At 68.2% G+C, this 15,856-nt stretch carries 15 protein-coding genes; 5 read left to right on the plus strand and 10 right to left on the minus strand.

The window, feature by feature from the left end; translation table 11 throughout:
* Positions 1 to 65 precede the first annotated feature (65 nt).
* Positions 66 to 734: an NADPH-dependent F420 reductase gene (npdG, locus tag ASD30_RS12275; RefSeq protein WP_056681603.1), complete on the minus strand. Its 669-nt coding sequence runs from the start codon at positions 732 to 734 to the stop codon at positions 66 to 68.
* A 131-nt stretch (positions 735 to 865) separates the two neighbouring features.
* On the opposite strand from npdG, the gene ASD30_RS12280 reads away from it, so the two are divergent.
* The 3 genes from ASD30_RS12280 (at position 866) to ASD30_RS12290 (ending at position 5,723) form a co-directional block, all read left to right on the plus strand.
* Positions 866 to 1,900, plus strand: coding sequence for an LLM class F420-dependent oxidoreductase (locus ASD30_RS12280; RefSeq protein WP_056681604.1), 1,035 nt, complete (start codon positions 866 to 868; stop codon positions 1,898 to 1,900).
* The gene (locus ASD30_RS12285; protein ID WP_056681605.1) at positions 1,897 to 3,039 is read left to right on the plus strand and encodes an acyl-CoA dehydrogenase family protein; all 1,143 of its coding nucleotides are present in this window, start codon (positions 1,897 to 1,899) and stop codon (positions 3,037 to 3,039) included. The genes ASD30_RS12280 and ASD30_RS12285 overlap by 4 nt, the downstream gene beginning before the upstream one ends.
* Before the next feature lie 98 nt (positions 3,040 to 3,137).
* Positions 3,138 to 5,723: a bifunctional FO biosynthesis protein CofGH gene (locus ASD30_RS12290; RefSeq protein ID WP_235532579.1), complete on the plus strand. Its 2,586-nt coding sequence runs from the start codon at positions 3,138 to 3,140 to the stop codon at positions 5,721 to 5,723.
* Here the strand turns inward: ASD30_RS12290 and ASD30_RS12295 are convergent.
* From ASD30_RS12295 to ASD30_RS12310, 4 genes are all read right to left on the minus strand, one after another.
* Positions 5,720 to 6,136, minus strand: a complete 417-nt coding sequence (locus tag ASD30_RS12295) for a nitroreductase/quinone reductase family protein (RefSeq protein WP_056681607.1) — start codon at positions 6,134 to 6,136, stop codon at positions 5,720 to 5,722. The two genes, ASD30_RS12290 and ASD30_RS12295, sit on opposite strands and share 4 nt — an antisense overlap.
* A gap of 89 nt (positions 6,137 to 6,225) precedes the next feature.
* On the minus strand, positions 6,226 to 7,458 hold the full coding sequence (locus tag ASD30_RS12300; RefSeq protein WP_200951149.1) for an endonuclease/exonuclease/phosphatase family protein: 1,233 nt from the start codon (positions 7,456 to 7,458) through the stop codon (positions 6,226 to 6,228).
* A gap of 89 nt (positions 7,459 to 7,547) precedes the next feature.
* Entirely contained in the window at positions 7,548 to 8,198 is a 651-nt protein-coding gene (locus ASD30_RS12305) for a methyltransferase domain-containing protein (protein WP_156388512.1), read from the minus strand.
* Between the two features lie 2 nt (positions 8,199 to 8,200).
* Positions 8,201 to 8,596 carry a VOC family protein gene (locus ASD30_RS12310; protein ID WP_056681609.1) on the minus strand — a complete coding sequence of 132 codons (396 nt, stop codon included), beginning with the start codon at positions 8,594 to 8,596 and terminating at the stop codon, positions 8,201 to 8,203.
* A gap of 219 nt (positions 8,597 to 8,815) precedes the next feature.
* Between ASD30_RS12310 and ASD30_RS12315 the strand changes: the two genes are divergently transcribed.
* Positions 8,816 to 9,877 (plus strand): TerC family protein, encoded by a 1,062-nt coding sequence (locus ASD30_RS12315; RefSeq protein ID WP_235529942.1) that lies wholly within the window; start codon positions 8,816 to 8,818, stop codon positions 9,875 to 9,877.
* 60 nt (positions 9,878 to 9,937) lie between these two features.
* On the opposite strand, the gene ASD30_RS12320 is transcribed toward ASD30_RS12315, so the two are convergent.
* The 5 genes from ASD30_RS12320 to ASD30_RS12340 form a co-directional block, all read right to left on the minus strand.
* Entirely contained in the window at positions 9,938 to 10,648 is a 711-nt protein-coding gene (locus ASD30_RS12320; RefSeq protein WP_056681610.1) for a hypothetical protein, read from the minus strand.
* Positions 10,641 to 11,156 carry a SigE family RNA polymerase sigma factor gene (locus ASD30_RS12325; RefSeq protein WP_056681611.1) on the minus strand — a complete coding sequence of 172 codons (516 nt, stop codon included), beginning with the start codon at positions 11,154 to 11,156 and terminating at the stop codon, positions 10,641 to 10,643. Before ASD30_RS12325 ends, ASD30_RS12320 begins: the two co-directional genes overlap by 8 nt.
* A 156-nt stretch (positions 11,157 to 11,312) precedes the next feature.
* Positions 11,313 to 12,566 carry a sugar ABC transporter permease gene (locus tag ASD30_RS12330; RefSeq protein ID WP_056681612.1) on the minus strand — a complete coding sequence of 418 codons (1,254 nt, stop codon included), beginning with the start codon at positions 12,564 to 12,566 and terminating at the stop codon, positions 11,313 to 11,315.
* Entirely contained in the window at positions 12,556 to 13,362 is an 807-nt protein-coding gene (locus ASD30_RS12335; protein ID WP_235532580.1) for an ATP-binding cassette domain-containing protein, read from the minus strand. Before ASD30_RS12335 ends, ASD30_RS12330 begins: the two co-directional genes overlap by 11 nt.
* The gene (locus ASD30_RS12340; RefSeq protein ID WP_056681613.1) at positions 13,359 to 14,414 is read right to left on the minus strand and encodes a sugar ABC transporter substrate-binding protein; all 1,056 of its coding nucleotides are present in this window, start codon (positions 14,412 to 14,414) and stop codon (positions 13,359 to 13,361) included. Before ASD30_RS12340 ends, ASD30_RS12335 begins: the two co-directional genes overlap by 4 nt.
* A gap of 181 nt (positions 14,415 to 14,595) precedes the next feature.
* Between ASD30_RS12340 and ASD30_RS12345 the strand changes: the two genes are divergently transcribed.
* Complete coding sequence (locus ASD30_RS12345; protein ID WP_056681614.1) at positions 14,596 to 15,777, plus strand: ROK family transcriptional regulator; 1,182 nt, start codon at positions 14,596 to 14,598, stop codon at positions 15,775 to 15,777.
* Positions 15,778 to 15,856 lie beyond the last annotated feature (79 nt).

Here is a 15,856-nt window from a genome sequence, read left to right on the forward strand (position 1 = left end):
CCGCTACCGAACAGTCAGCAGGAAATCTCGCGCGAGATCATGCGGACTCTTCGGTAGCGGAAGGGTCAGAGTCCGGAGATGCTGATGCCCGAGCGCACCTTGTACTTCTTGTTGATCGAGATGAGCACCGCGGTCAGCGGCTCGAGTTGACGAGCCAGGCGCAGCTTGCCGGCGTCGATGCCGATCCGCGAGGTGACGGTGCGCGCCAGCTCCTGGGCGGTCTCCTTCGACTCGGCGGAGTCACCGCAGACGAGGACGTCCTCGTGGTCGAGGTACTCGTCCTCGGACCACAGCGAGGCGGCCGCCACGTGGTGGAACGCGCCGACCACCGACGCCGTCGGCACGATCGCGGCCGCAGCCTCGGCGGCCGAGCGTTCGACGTCGAGTCCGTAGGGTCCGCCCTTGTCGAAGCCGAGCGGGTTCACGCACGAGATGATCGTCTTGCCGGCCAGTTCGGCGGCGAGGGACTCCACCAGCTCGTCGTGGCCGTTGAACGGAATCGCCAGCAGCACCACGTCGGCGGCGGACACGGCGTCCGCGTTGGCGGCCCCTGAGACGACCGGCGCGCCGCCCTCGGCGGTGATCCGCTCGGCGATCTCCTTCGCCGTGACCTCGGCCTTGTCGGCGGCCCGCGAGCCGATGACGACCTCGTTCCCGTGCTTGGCGAAGCGGTAGGCGAGGCCCTTGCCCTGTGGGCCGGTGCCGCCGATCACGGCGATGCGGAAGGTCGTCATGTGGTGTGTCTCCTGGTTCGGCGAAGTCATGGTGTGCGGCAACCCCTTGCGATCGTGACAGTGTTACTGTCACTGTTGTTGCGCGCAGTTCACAGAGTATCCAGATGCCAAGGTCGTGAAGGATCGTGTCCATGAAGCTCTCCATGCCCCTGATGTACGCCGGGAACCCGCGCGAGGCCGCCGACCAGGTGACCGAGCTCGAGAAGGCCGGTCTTGACACCGTCTGGGTCGCCGAGGCCTACGGCTTCGACTCCCCCACGCTGATGGGCTACCTCGCCGCCCGGACCGAGACGATCGAGATCGGCGCTGCGATCCTCAACATCTACTCGCGAACGCCGGGCACGCTGATCCAGACCGCAGCCGGCCTCGACAACGTCTCCGGCGGCCGGGCCATCATCGGCCTGGGCGCCTCCGGCCCGCAGGTGATCGAGGGTTGGCACGGACTTCCCTACTCCAAGCCCCTGGGCCGCACCCGTGAGGTCATCGATCTGATGCGCGCCGGCCTGCGCCGCGAGAAGCTCGCCGCCGACGGCATCTTCAAGCTGCCGCTCAGCAAGGAGGACGGCGCGGTCACCGGGCTGGGCAAGGCGCTGAAGATCCTCACCCACCCCGAGCGCGACGCCGTCCCGATCTACATCGCCGGACTCGGCCAGAAGAGCGTCGAGCAGGCCGCGGAGATCGCTGACGGCTGGCTGCCGTTCCTCTACATTCCCGAGAAGGCGGAGTCGGTCTGGGGCGACGCGCTCGCGGCCGGCAGGGCCAAGCGGTCGGCCGACCTGGCGCCCCTCGAGATCGCGGCCGGCGGCATGTGCGCCATCGGCGACGACGTCAAGGGGCTGCTCGACTTCGCGCGTCCGCTGACCGCCCTCTACATCGGCGGCATGGGCGCGCGCGGCAAGAACTTCTACAACGAGCTCGCCGTCCAGTACGGCTACGAGGCCGAGGCCAAGCTGGTCCAGGACCTCTACCTCGACGGCAAGAAGAAGGAGGCCGAGGCAGCCATTCCGCTCGAGATGCTCGAGCTCGGCAACCTCGTCGGCCCCGCGGCGTACGTCAAGGAGCGCATCGAGGCGTTCCGGGCCGCCGGCGTCACCAATCTGCAGATCACCCCGGCCGCCGACGACCCGGCCGCACTGGTCCGCGAGATGAAGGAGTTGATCGGATGACCCGCGACATCTTCGAGGCCGAGCACGAGGACTTCCGCGCGAGCTGCCGCACCTTCTTCGAGAAGGAGGTCGTGCCGCACCACGCCCAGTGGGAGAAGGACGGCATCGTCCCCCGCGACCTGTGGCTCAAGGCCGGCGAGGCCGGCCTGTTGTGCTTCGACGTCGACGAGGCGTACGGCGGCGCCGGGGTCAAGGACTTCCGCTACAACGTGGTGCTCTCGGAGGAGCAGAGCCGGGCCGGCGTGAGCGGCCCCGGCTTCTCGGTGCACACCGACATCATCGTTCCCTACCTCTCCAGCCTGGCCACCGACGAGCAGAAGCAGCGTTGGCTGCCCGGCTGCGTCAGCGGCGAGATCATCACCGCGATCGCGATGACCGAGCCCGGCGCCGGCAGCGACCTCCAGGGCATCCGCACGACCGCGGTCGACAAGGGCGACCACTACGTGCTGAACGGCTCGAAGACGTTCATCTCCAACGGCATCAACGCCGACATCGTGATCGTGGTGGCCCGCACGAACCCGGACGCGGGACACCAGGGCATCAGCCTGCTCGTGGTCGAGCGCGGCATGCCCGGCTTCGAGCGCGGCCGCAACCTCGACAAGATCGGCCTGCACGCCCAGGACACCGCCGAGCTGTCGTTCACCGACGTCGAGGTGCCCAAGGCGAACCTTCTCGGCGAGGAGGGCAGCGGCTTCATCTCGCTGATGATGAACCTCCAGCAGGAGCGGCTGATCATCGCGGCGCAGGCCGCCGCCGTGTGCGACCTGATGGTCGACCTCTGCCTCCAATACGCCAAGACCCGCGAGGCGTTCGGCAAGCCGATCGGCAAGTTCCAGCACAACCGCTTCCTGGTCGCCGAGATGGCCACCGAGGCGCGCATCACCCGCGTCTTCATCGACGACTGCATCACCAAGCACAACGCAGGCGAGCTCGACGCGATGGGCGCCTCGATGGCGAAGTACTGGGCCACCGAACTGCAGAACAAGCTGGTCAACCAGGCCGTGCAGCTCCACGGCGGCTACGGCTACATGATGGAGTACCCGGTCGCCAGGGCCTACCTCGACAGCCGCATCTCCACGATCTACGGCGGCACGACCGAGATCCAGAAGGAGATCATCGGCCGGTCCCTCGGCCTGTGACTCCGAGCGCGTGGGCTGAGCCCCCGGGTGGTGGTTCCTCCAGCGCGTGAGTGGGACTGGCCGCACCGATGTTCACGCTGGGAAGTAGCCTCGACCCCGTGAGCGTCACACCACAGCAGATCCGCCGCGCGCTGGCCCGTGCCGAGCGCGGAGCCGCCCTCGACGAGGCCGAGGCCGCCGCGTTGCTGGCCGCGACCGGCGAACAGCTCGACGCGTTGTGTACGGCGGCCGCCCGGGTCCGCGACGCCGGACTGGTGGCGGCCGGACGTCCGGGGGTGGTGACGTACTCGCCGAAGGTGTTCATCCCGATCACCCGGTTGTGCCGCGACCGGTGCCACTACTGCACGTTCGTGGAGACCCCGGGGCAGGCCGCCCGTGAGGGCCGGGAGCCCTACCTGTCCCCGGATGAGATCCTCGACATCGCGGCCCAGGGCGCGAAGCTGGGCTGCCTCGAGGCGTTGTTCACGTTGGGTGACCGGCCCGAGGACCGGTGGCCCGAGGCCCGCGAGTGGCTCGACTCCCGTGGCTACGACTCGACGATCGCCTACATCCGGGCGATGGCGGTGCGGGTGCTGGAGGAGACCGGTCTGCTGCCGCACCTCAATCCCGGCGTGATGTCGTGGGAGGAGCTGAACCGGCTCAAGCCGGTCTCCCCGTCGATGGGGATGATGCTCGAGACCACCTCGCGTCGGCTCTTCGAGACCAAGGGCGAGGCTCACCACGGCTCCCCCGACAAGGACCCGGCGGTCCGGTTGCGGGTGCTCGAGGACGCCGGGCGCCTCTCGGTCCCGTTCACCTCGGGCCTGCTGGTCGGCATCGGCGAGACCCTGGAGGAGCGTGCGGAGACGATCTTCGCGCTGCGGGCCAACGCCCGACGCTACGGCGCCTTGCAGGAAGTCATCGTGCAGAACTTCCGGGCCAAGCCGGACACCGCGATGCGGCACACCGACGACCTCGACCTCGACGAGTACCGTGCGGCGATCGCGGTCACCCGCATCGTGCTCGGCCCGAAGATGCGGATCCAGGCACCACCGAACCTTGTCTCCCTCGAGGAATGCACCGCACTGTTGGGTGCCGGTGTCGATGACTGGGGTGGCGTCTCGCCGCTGACGCCCGACCATGTGAACCCCGAGCGCCCGTGGCCCTCGCTGGAGCGGTTGCGTGCGTTGACCGCCGCGTCCGGTCTGGAGCTGCGACCGCGGCTGACCGTGCACCCCGAGTACGTCGTCCAGGGTGAGCCGTGGCTGGACCCCCGTGTCTCGGGCCACGTGGCCGCCCTCGCGGACGAGGACGGTCTCGCGAAGGTCGGCGTACGAGCCGAGGGACTGCCGTGGCAGGAACCCGACGGTGGCTTCGCCAGCGTGGGCCGCACCGATCTCCACGAGAGCATCGACACCGAGGGCCGAACGAACGATCGTCGCGACGACTTCGACACCGTCTACGGCTCCTGGGACGAGGTCAGCTCCGCAGCCGCCGAGGTGGCGGATCAGGACCGGCCCTCCGGGCCTGCGGCAGAACCTCAGTCGCTGCGTCGCGACCAAACCCCTCTACGCTCCCGAGGCTCCGCCTCCGGCCCCGTGGGCCGGGATGAATCCGCCGCCCTGGCGGCGGCGGAGGCGGATCCGGGGAACCTGACCGACGAGCACGCGCTGACGTTGATGACTGCCGAGGGCGACCTGCTCGACGAGGTCATCAGGCTGGCCGACGCGCTCCGCAAGGAGGTCGTCGGCGACGAGGTCACCTACGTCGTCAACCGCAACATCAACTTCACCAACGTCTGTTACGTCGGCTGCCGGTTCTGCGCGTTCGCCCAACGCCGTACCGACGCCGACGCTTACTCCCTGTCCCTGGACCAGGTCGCCGACCGGGCCGAGGAGGCCTGGCACCTCGGCGCCTCCGAGGTCTGCATGCAGGGCGGCATCGACCCCGAGCTGCCCGGCACCGCCTACTTCGATCTCGCCGCGGCGGTCAAGACCCGGGTGCCCGAGATGCACGTGCACGCCTTCTCACCCATGGAGATCGTCAACGGGTCCTCACGCACCGGGTTGAGCTTCGAGGACTTCCTGATCAAGGCCCGCGAGTCCGGCCTCGACACGATCCCGGGCACGGCCGCGGAGATCCTCGACGACGAGGTCCGCTGGATCCTGACCAAGGGCAAGCTGCCCACCGCCACCTGGATCGAGATCGTCTCCACCGCACACAAGGTGGGCATCCGGTCCAGCTCGACGATGATGTACGGCCACGTCGACAACCCGCGCCACTGGGTGCAGCACCTGCGCGTGCTCTCCCGCATCCAGGACGAGACGGGTGGCTTCACCGAGTTCGTCCCCCTGCCGTTCGTGCACACCTCCTCACCGATCTACCTCGCCGGGGTGGCCCGCCCGGGACCGACCCTGCGCGACAACCTCGCCGTGCACGCGATGGCCCGGATCATGCTCCACGGACGCATCGACAACATCCAGACCTCCTGGGTCAAGCTCGGCACCGAAGGCACCCGCGCCATGCTCAACGCCGGCGCCAACGACCTCGGCGGCACCCTGATGGAGGAGACCATCTCCCGGATGGCCGGCTCCGAGCACGGCTCGGCCAAGACCGTCGAAGAACTCGTCGAGGTCGGCGCCGGCATCAACCGCCCCGTCCGCGAACGCACCACCCTGTACGGCGTACCCATCAAGCGCACCTAGTCAGGAGCAGGCTCCAGGTCCACCCGAATGGTCAACAGGTCGGTGCCGACGAGTCGCACCAGCGCACTGTTGATCCTGGGCAACTGCTTGAGCCGGGCGCGAGGATCGTCGTCATCGAGAATGACCGCCACCCCGGTTCGCCAGACGCCTGCGAGCTGGACACGGACCTGCGGATTCACCGCGAGGTTGCGCACGTACTGGGAGCGGCGGCCGAACTCCGAGACGATCCAGAACGTGTCGCCGTCGAGCCTGCCACCGACCGGGGTCGGGCGTGGCAGGCCACTGGTCCGACCGATCGTCTCCAGCACAGCTTCACCGCGCAGGTAGGGCGCCAGGCGACGGGCGATCGGATTCGCCAGCCGACGTTGCACCGGCAGGATGATCGACTCCCACGTTCGAGATGCGTTGGCCATGCCGCCCACCGTAGGGCGGTGCACGCCCCGACGCATCCGCCCATGGTCGGAGAATCCGCGCCTCGCTGACCACGGTCGCGACGCCGGGCTCAGCGGCGTACGTCGACCCAGACCAGGCGGTGGTCGGACGTCGGGAACGGGTAGGCGCCGGTGAGCCGGTGGAGCGGGTCGGTGGTGGTCGGCCAGAAGACCGCGGAGTCGAGGATCCGCAGTCCCTTCGACGGCAGCACGTAGTCGGCGCGGATGTTGCCGGGGGTGTTGTCGGCGAAGTCGGCCGTGTCGTACGCCGGGTCGGAAACGTGCGACTCGTTGGCGCCGCCCTGCAGCTCGGACGCCTCGACCGCGCCCTCGGAGGTCGGCGTGGAGGACGTGTTCACCCGGCGGTTGTCGAGCAGCTGGTCGGTGGCACCCGCCAGCGAGTCGCCGTCGCGCGGATCGGAGTTGAGGTCACCGGCGATCACGAACTGGGCGCGCCGGTCGAGGCCACCGCGGCGGCCCTCGTCGTCGCGGACGTACGCCGCGGCGCGGCCGCCGCTGACGTAGTCGGCCCAGAACCGGATCTCGTCGGCGTTGCGCAGCCCGCTGCGGTCCTCGGGACCGTCGAAGACCGGCGGAGTCGGGTGCGCGACCAGGAAGTGGATCGCGCGGCCGTGCACCGTGATCGGGAGGTCCCAGTGTGACTTCGACGAGAGCGGCAGGACGGCCAGCTCGTCGGCCGAGTAGAAGTCACCCGGCGCCGGTGTCGCGGCGTCGTCGGGGAGCCGAGCACCCGGCATGTCCCTCCAGAGGAAGTGCTGGAAGGTGCGCGCGCGACCGGCGTCGATGGGGTACTTCGAGTAGACGACCATGCCGTACTGCCCCTCGAACTCGCCGAAGCCGAGGGCGTCGTTGCCGCCGCCGACGGTGCCGTTGTTGTCGAGGTCGAAGCCACTGGGCACACCGGTGTTCGACGGCGCCACCCAGGCATAGGGGTAGTGCGCCGGGTCGGCGCCGTTCTGCCCGACCTCCAGGTAGTTGTCGCGGAACAGGTCCACGGCCTCGGGGTCGTAGTCGAACTCGTTGACCAGCACGACGTCCGGCGCCGCCCGCTGGATGGTCTCCGCGACGTTGCGGGCCTGCTGGTTGTCGGGTGTCGAGAGGTCGGCAACCAGCTGGCCCGGCGCTGTGCGGTTGAGCGAGGCGTTGAAGGTGGCGAACCGGACTAACCGATCGTGGCCGCGCTCGGACCCGGCCTGCGTCGGGCCGGCCTGTGCCGAACCTCCGGTCAGCGCCGGGGCGATCGCCATCGCGGCAATCAGGGCAAGGGCGGGCAGACGTCGCACGGAAACCTCCGGGTGGGTGGGCGGGCTCCTCACGTTAGAGCGCCGCAGCGACCCTGCCCATCCCCGGGAGTGAATCCTCGGTGAACCCGTCAGGCGGGTGCGGTCGCGGCGACGTACTGCGCGACGCCGTGGATCTCCTGGGTGATCTCGGTGAACCCGGCCGCGCGCAGCCGGCCCGTGAACGCGTCGGCGTCGAACATCCGCAGCCCGGTCACCCCGAGCACCCGGGACTGCACCGGCCGGACCAGGCGGTACGGCGACTCGCGGCTGGTCATCAACGAGATCCGTCCGCCGGGTCGCAGGACGCGCAGCATCTCGTCGAACGCCGCGAACGGGTCCGGGATCAGGTAGAGCGCGGCGTAGCAGTTCACCGCGTCGAACGCGTCGTCCGGGAAGGGCTGGTCGGTCGCGTCGCCGAAGACGTACGTCGCCCGCTCGTGCGCGTTCGTCGTACGGGCCCTCTCGAGCATCGGACCTGACATGTCCATGCCGACCGCCAGTCCGGCAGGAGCCACCGCACGCGCGAAGGCACGGGTGAAGAGCCCCGGGCCGCAGGCCACGTCCAGCACGAGGTGGCCCGGCTTCAATCGCAGCGCCCGGACGGTGAGGGCGCGCTCGTTGCGCAGGTGGTCGAGGTCGAACCCCATGAAGGCCCAGCCCAGCAGCGGCCGGTAGGCCTTCTCGTAGACCGGCGCGAGGAGCGGGTTGCGCATGAGCCGTTGCGCCCAGCGGTCGCCCACGCTCAGGGCTCCCACACGACTTCGACCTCGAAGCCCTCGGAGTTCTCCAGGTAGAGCGCGACGTGCTCCTCCCCGCCAGCGTGCGGGTAGCGGTCGGCGTACAGCTCGTGCCAGTCGTGGGCGCTGGACTCGGCCCGCATGCGGTCGAGCAGGTGGCGTTCGTCGGTGAGCAGGGCGAGGTGGTTCAGGCCGGGTCGCAGCCGGTCGTGCGGCTCGTCGAGCTGGTCGGGAGAGCGCTCCATGAAGAAGTACGTGCCGTCGGGATGCGCCCAGGAACGGCTGCTGCCCGACGTCATGTCGACCTCCCAGCCGAGCTCGCCGAGCAGCCAGCCCCACTCCCCCTCGGCGACGGCCAGATCGGCGACCCACAGGTCCAGGTGGTGCACGGCGCGTGACATGCACCGACCCTAGCGAGTTCTCATCGGGCGACGGAACGTGAAACACTGTCCGCGTTCAGGAGGGGAGTATTCCTTCGCAGTGGTGTCGTCACCACGACAGAGCAATCTGTCCGGTGCCACTGGTCCGACTCACATCGGGCGGAAGAGACCTCCGGAGTCCATGTCCGGCTGTCGCATCCCCAAGTGCCGCAGCGTCACGCCACTCCGGAGGAGATTTCCTTGGGTGCAATCATCGGCGATTCCGTCGCCAGCCCGCTGATCTGGGCCATCACCATCTTCGTCGCCGTCGCCGTCTTCACCGTCGACCTGGCCATCATCGGCCGTCGACCGCACGAGCCCTCCATGAAGGAGGTCAGCACCCACCTCGCGATCTTCGTGAGCATGGCGATCGTCTTCGGCGTCTGCCTGTTCATCTTCGCGGAGCCGCACGAGCTGTCCCCGAGCCCGGGACTCGAGTTCTTCTCGGGCTGGTTGCTGGAGTACTCACTCTCCATCGACAACCTGTTCATCTTCATCATCATCATGGCCAACTTCAACGTGCCGCGTGAGTACCAGCAGAAGGTGCTGATGATCGGCATCGTGCTGGCGCTGGTCATGCGCGCGATCTTCATCGTGCTCGGCGCGGCGGCCATCAACCAGTACAGCTGGGTCTTCTACATCTTCGGCCTGTTCCTGGTCTGGACGGCGTACAAGCTGGCCAAGGAAGGCGCCGAGGACGAGGACGACGAATACGAGGAGAACCGCCTCGTGAAGTTCGCCGAGAACCACCTGCCGGCGACCAGCGAGTGGCACGGCACCAAGTTCTTCTCGATCGAGAACGGCAAGCGCCTCATCACGCCGATGTTCCTCGTCGTGCTGACCCTCGGTACGACGGACCTGTTGTTCGCGCTGGACTCGATCCCCGCGATCTACGGCGTCACCAAGGACCCGTACCTCGTGTTCACCGCGAACGTCTTCGCGCTGATGGGCCTGCGCCAGCTCTACTTCCTCATCGGCGGCCTGCTGCAGCGCCTGATCTACCTGTCCTACGGGCTGGCGTTCCTGCTGCTGTTCATCGGCGTGAAGCTGGTGCTGCACGCGATGCACGAGAACGAGCTGCCGTTCATCAACGGCGGCGAGCACATCAAGTGGGCGCCCGACGTGCCGATCTGGCTCTCGCTCGTGGTGATCATCGGCACCCTGGCCATCACCGCGATCGCCAGCCTGGCCGTCTCCCGCAAGATGTCCGACGAGGAGACCGACGCCCGCACCGGCCCACGTCGCGACTGGGAGAACGACTGACCTGACGAGGTTGAGGGCTCAGGTGGCTGCCATGGCAACCACCTGAGCCCTCAACTCATTTCAGGAGTCGAACCAGGTCGGGTCGGTGACCAGCTGCACGAGCTCCTGGCGGCTGAGCACCGGGTCCTCCCGGGTCACCGGCCCGCCCATTTGCGGGTCGGTGCCGTTGTAGGCCACCAGGTTGACCGACCTGCCGTCACGGCCGAGGTAGAACCCCCGGGTGCCTTCGAGGTCGGGGTTGACGCCCAGCACATCGGGGCTGCTGGGCTCGACCAGCACCCAACCGCCGGCCGTCTCGGAGCAGCCCTCCAACTGCGCGCACCTGCCTGCCCACGTGGACAGGAGCGGGTCATCGGGGTCCTCGGTCACGATCGCCTGGACGGTTCCCAGACCGGTGCCGTCGCGCGGATCGAACTCGATCGTGCCGACGTAGGTGCCGTCCGCGACCAGTCGCGCTGGCACTGGAGCCATCACCTGCTGTTGCAAGCGCTCGAGCTTGGGTGGCAGTGCAGGCCCTGCCTCCGCGGGCTTCGGCTTGACGTCGGTCGCGGCCACCCGCTCGTCGGGGTTCGGCGCCTTCTCCCCGAACGGGCCCAGCATCGCGGTGGTGGCCACCAGTGCGACCACCGCCGCTGCGCCCGCCAGCGCCGTCGCACGCTGCCGACGTACCCGACGCTGCCCTCGGCGTACGCCGCCGGCCACGAGCGCCTCGGTGCCGTGAACGCCCTGAGTCGCTCGTTCCAGCAGTGCCGTCATCTCGTGCTCATTCATGGGGCCCGCTCCTGCTCGTGATCAGAAAATCGGGCCCGAGAATCTCTCGTACCCTCGCGAGAGCCCGCGAGCTGCGGCTGCGAACGGCCTGCTCGGACAGGTCCAGGTCGCGTGCGACGGACCGGCAGTCGAGGCCGACCAGGTAGCGCTGCACCACGATCGCGCGGTCGGTCGCAGACAGTTGGCGCAGCGCCGCGACCAACGTGTGTCGCAGCGCAACGTCCGCGTCGAGGCATGCCTGATCCGGGATGTCGGCGGTGGGCCGCTCGGTCGACGACCGCTTGCGGGTCGTGCTGATGAACAGCCGGACCAGGATGGTGCGGGCATAGGCCACCGGGTTCTCAGCGTCGCGGACCTTCGACCACCGGCCGTAGACGCGGGCCAGGGTGTCCTGCACGAGGTCCTCGGCGAGGAACCGGTCCCCACACATCAGGAAGGCCGCCCGGAGCAGTTCGCCCGAGGTCGCTTGCGCGAAGTCCTCGAACTGCGCCCGATCGCCCTGCCGCATGAAGTCCCCACCTTGTTTCGGCTGCTACGTCACTCTCTCACTCACTACGACGAGGCGACCGTGGGGAATGTGGCAACCAACTTCGCACGACCTGCGGTTGAGTGCTGAGGTGGTTGCTCCGGCGACCACCTCAGCACTCAACCTCGGAGGGGCCAGTCAGCCGCGACCGCTGGACTCCCTGGCCTGGCGCGCCTTGGAGTCAACCGCAACGGCGAGCAGGAGCACCCCGCCGGTGACGATGAGTCGCACCGACGACGAGTCGACGCCAACCATGTTGAGTCCGCTCTGGATCGCCTTGAGCACCAGGATGCCGAGCAGCGCCGACCACGCCGAGCCCCGGCCGCCGAACAGGCTGGTGCCGCCGATGACAGCGGCCGCAATCGCCGTGAGGTTCGTGTCGCCGGTGCCGCTGCTCTGCGACACTGACGTCACCTGCGCCGCCGCCAGCAGCCCGCCGAGGGCAGCGAGGGTGGAACACATCACGAAGACGGACACATAGGTGCGTCCCACCTTGATGCCGGCGCGACGCGCGGCGTCCTCGCTGCCACCGATTGCGAACACGTGACGGCCCCACGTCGTACGACGCAGAGCGAAGTCGACAATCATGACGAGCAGGACGAAGAACACCCAGAGGTAGCCCCAGCCGCGGTCGATGTACAGGTAGTAGGTCGCGAACAGCAGACCGACGAGCATCAGGCCTGCCTTGATCAGCACGCCCGGCATCCACAGCGAACTCAGCCCGGCTCTTTCTCGACTCCTGGAGGCGAGCGAGCGGCTGGTCAGGTACCCGACACTCAGCAACACGACCAAGGCATATGCCGCACCTTGCGGGAGGTATTCGTAGCGCACATATTGCACGAAGTTGCTGCCCTCGGGCAGGTTGATCGACCCTTCCTTGCCGAGCACCAGATAGAGCACGCCCTCGAAGCCGAGCAGGCCAGCCAGCGAGAAGACGAAGCTCGGAATGCCGAACGCGTTGTAGAGGATCGCGTAGAACAGGCCCACGGCAAGCCCCGACAGGATTCCGGCCACGAGGCCGAGCGCCATGTCGTGACCCTGGCGGACGACGACGACCGCCATCACCGCCGCCGCCATGCCACTGACCGAGCCCACGGAGAGGTCGATCTCCCCGAGCAGCAGCACCAGCACGATGCCGAGCGCGATGATGCCCACAGGTGCGGCGAACTGGGTGATGGAGACAAGGTTGCGCGAGGAGAGGAAGATCGGCTCCATCGCATAGAAGACCAGGCTGATGACGATCAGCCCGATGATCACCGGCAGCATGCCGAGGTCGCCGCCCCGGATCCGGTTCCAGAGGCTGCGGGCACCCCCCGTGACCCCGCCGCGTCCGATCAGTCGCTCGTCGACGAGATCTGCGGCGATCGGCGATTCGGCGGTCTCACTCGTCATGGGCCAGTCCCCTGCGTTGCGCTCGTGAAGCGACGACGTTGTCCGACGCCCCGGTGATCGCCGCGACCAACTCTTCGGTGGACGTGTCTGCGGCGCGGAACTCGGCGGCGTTGCGGCCCAGCCGCATCACCACGATCCGATCGGCCACGGCCTGGACGTCGGCCATGTTGTGGCTGACCAGGATGACACCGAGGCCGTTCTCGCGGAGTCGCTCGACGAGGTTGAGCACCTCGGCCGTCTGCGCGACACCGAGCGCCGCGGTGGGCTCGTCGAGGATCACGACCTTGGGTGATCCGACCAGTGCCCGGGCGATCGCCACCGTCTGGCGTTGACCGCCCGAGAGCGCGGCGATCGGAATCCGCACCGAGGGGATCTTGGCCGACAGGCTGCGCAGCAGTCGCCAGGCCTCCTTCTCCATCGCGACCTCGTCGATGCGCGACCACCTTCTCAGCTCCTGACCGAGGAACAGGTTGGCCACGACGTCGAGGTTGTCGCACAAGGAGAGGTCCTGGAAGACGGTGGAGACACCCAGCGCCTTGGCCTGCGAGGGGCCGTCCGGACTCGTCGTCGTACCTGCGTAGGTCATCGCTCCGCTGTCGGCCTGATAGACGCCGGCGATGATCTTGACGAGCGTTGACTTGCCCGCGCCGTTGTCGCCCACGAGCGCGACCACCTCACCGGCGTGAACTTCGAGCGCCACATCGCTGAGCGCCTGAACGGCCCCGAACCTCTTGGTCACCCCGGTGAGGGAGAGCACGTTCTCCCCGGCCGATGCGACCTCCACGTCGTGCGTCACTTCACACCGGCCGCCGCACAAGCGTCCGCATAGTCCGCCGTACAGATGTCGTCAACGGACCAGAAGCCATCCGCGACCACCGTGTCCATGATGTTGTCCTGCGTCACTACGACCGGGTCGAAGATGAAGGACGGAACGCCTTCATAGTCAGAGGCACCGGTGACCTCGTCACCTCGGGCAATCGCCACGGCTACCTCGGCCGCCTTCTCGGCCTGCTCCTTGATCGACTTGTAGATCGTCATCCGTTGCTCACCCGCCACGATGCGCTGAATGGCAGTGACCTCGGCGTCCTGTCCGGTCACCGGCGGCAACTCCTTGACATCGGCGCCTTTGAGCGCGCTGATCGCACCGCCGGCCTGGCCATCGTTCGCGGCGTATATGCCCTGGATCCTGTCGTTGCCGAACCTGGTCAACTGGTCCGTGGTGAATTGGTTGGCGTTCTCGGGACTCCAGTCAGGGTTGTCGTACTCCGCGATCACCTTGAGGTTCGACTTGTCGATCGCCGAGTGCGCACCCTTCTTGAAGACCGGCGCGTTCGGGTCGCGCGGGTCGCCGTTCAGCATGATGATGCTTCCCTTGTCGCCCATGGCCTCGATCAGGGCTTCACCCTGCATCCGGCCGACGGTCTCATTGTCGAACGACATGTAGTAGTCGGCACCCTCGATGAATCGGTCATAGGCCACGGTCGGCACGTCGGACTCTCGCGCCGTCTTGATCAGCGACGTCGCAGTGTTCGCATCCACGGGGTCGAGGACGACCACGTCGGCGCCTTGGGTGATGGCGGAGTCGACCTGCTCGGACTGGGCGTTCACGTCACCGTCGGCGTTGAAGTACTTGACCTCGCACTCCTCGCAGAGCTCCTTGACCTTGGCCTCGAAGAGAGGCTTGTCGAAGGTCTCGTAGCGCGTCGTCTTCGTCTCGGGGAGCAGCAGGGCGATGACGGGGTCGTCGCCACCCTCGGCCGCGTCGTTGGCGCCGCACGCCACCAGGGTGCCGGCGCTGATCAGCACGGCGACACCGATGGCGGCGACGCGATGGAACTTTGTGGTCACGACTTCCTCCTGATTCCCGGTCCGCCACCGTGAGGACGGCGTCCGGCGCTGGTGAGGTCGAGTGTTGTGGCTCACACCGTTTGCCGTCAAGAGTTGAACGCAAAATCGTTCCAAGTTGCAACATTGAGCAATTTGGACGCTTCTCTTGACGACAAGCGTTGCGATGTCAGAAGGTTCACCCATGCCGCCCGAGACACCTGCCGCGCACCATCCCGGCTCGACGTCGTCGCTGCGTACGGCGAACCAGCTGCGCGTGGTCGACGTACTCCGTGGCCGCATCGGCGGCGTCCCGGCGGACGGCGCACCCCTGACCCAGGCCGAGCTGGCCCGGATCACCGGGCTCGCCCCCGCGACCGTGTCCAACATCGTCCGCGACCTCGCCGGCGCCGGGCTCGTGTCCACCGAACCCGGCAGCGGCCGGCGGGGCACGACGATCCGCATCGCCCGGGCCGCCGGCGTGGTGGCCGGGGTCGACTTCGGGCACAGTCACCTCTCGGTGGGGCTGGGCGACCTGGCCGGCAACGTCATCGCCGAGCGCCGCCAGCCCCTCGACCCGGCCCACACCCATGACGAGGGCCTCACCCTGGCCCGGAGCCTGATGACCGAGCTGTGTGAGGAGGCCGGCATCGACGAGCCTGTCCGCAACATCGGGATGGGCCTGCCTGCACCGATCGTCGCCGGGCTCGTCCGCTCGTCGGCGATCCTGCCCGGCTGGGTCGGCGTGAACGCCCGAGAGGTGGCGACAGCCGCCTTCGACAGCCCGGTGCACATCGAGAACGACGCCAACCTCGCGGCGTTGGCCGAGCACCGCCAGGGCGCGGCGCGCGACCACGCCACCTCGGTGCTGATCAAGATCTCGTCAGGCGTCGGCGCCGGCGTGATCCTCGAGGACCGACTGTTCCGTGGGTCCTCCGGCAGCGCGGGCGAGATCGGCCACCTCACCCTCGACGCCCAGGGCCCGGTCTGCCGGTGCGGCAGCCGTGGCTGCCTCGAGGCCTACGCGTCCGTCGGCGCCGTGCAGGATCTCCTGGTCGGCCAGTTCCCCGACGCGTCGATCGACGACATCATTGCCGCGGCCCGCGAGGGCAACGTCTCCGCGCTGCGCACCTTCGAGGACGCCGGTCTGCACGTGGGCTGGGGCGTCGCGTCCGTGGTGAACCTGCTCAATCCCGACATCGTGCTGATCGGCGGCGACATGGCCCGCGCCGGCGACCTGCTGCTCGACTCGGTGCGGGTCGGCCTGCGCCGGCACGCGCTCGACACCGCCGCGAGCACTCCGGTCGAGGCCGGCGTGCTCGGCGAGCGGGCCTCACTGGTCGGCGCCGTACTCCTGGCCTCCGACCGAACCGAGCTCCACGTCTGACGCGAACCGTGGATTCTTGATGCTCGAACCGTGGATCATTGACGTCCGGTCACCAAGAATCCACGGTTCGAAGCGCAAG

The sequence above is a fragment of the Nocardioides sp. Root140 genome, from assembly GCF_001426745.1.
In the GTDB taxonomy this organism is placed as follows: domain Bacteria; phylum Actinomycetota; class Actinomycetes; order Propionibacteriales; family Nocardioidaceae; genus Nocardioides.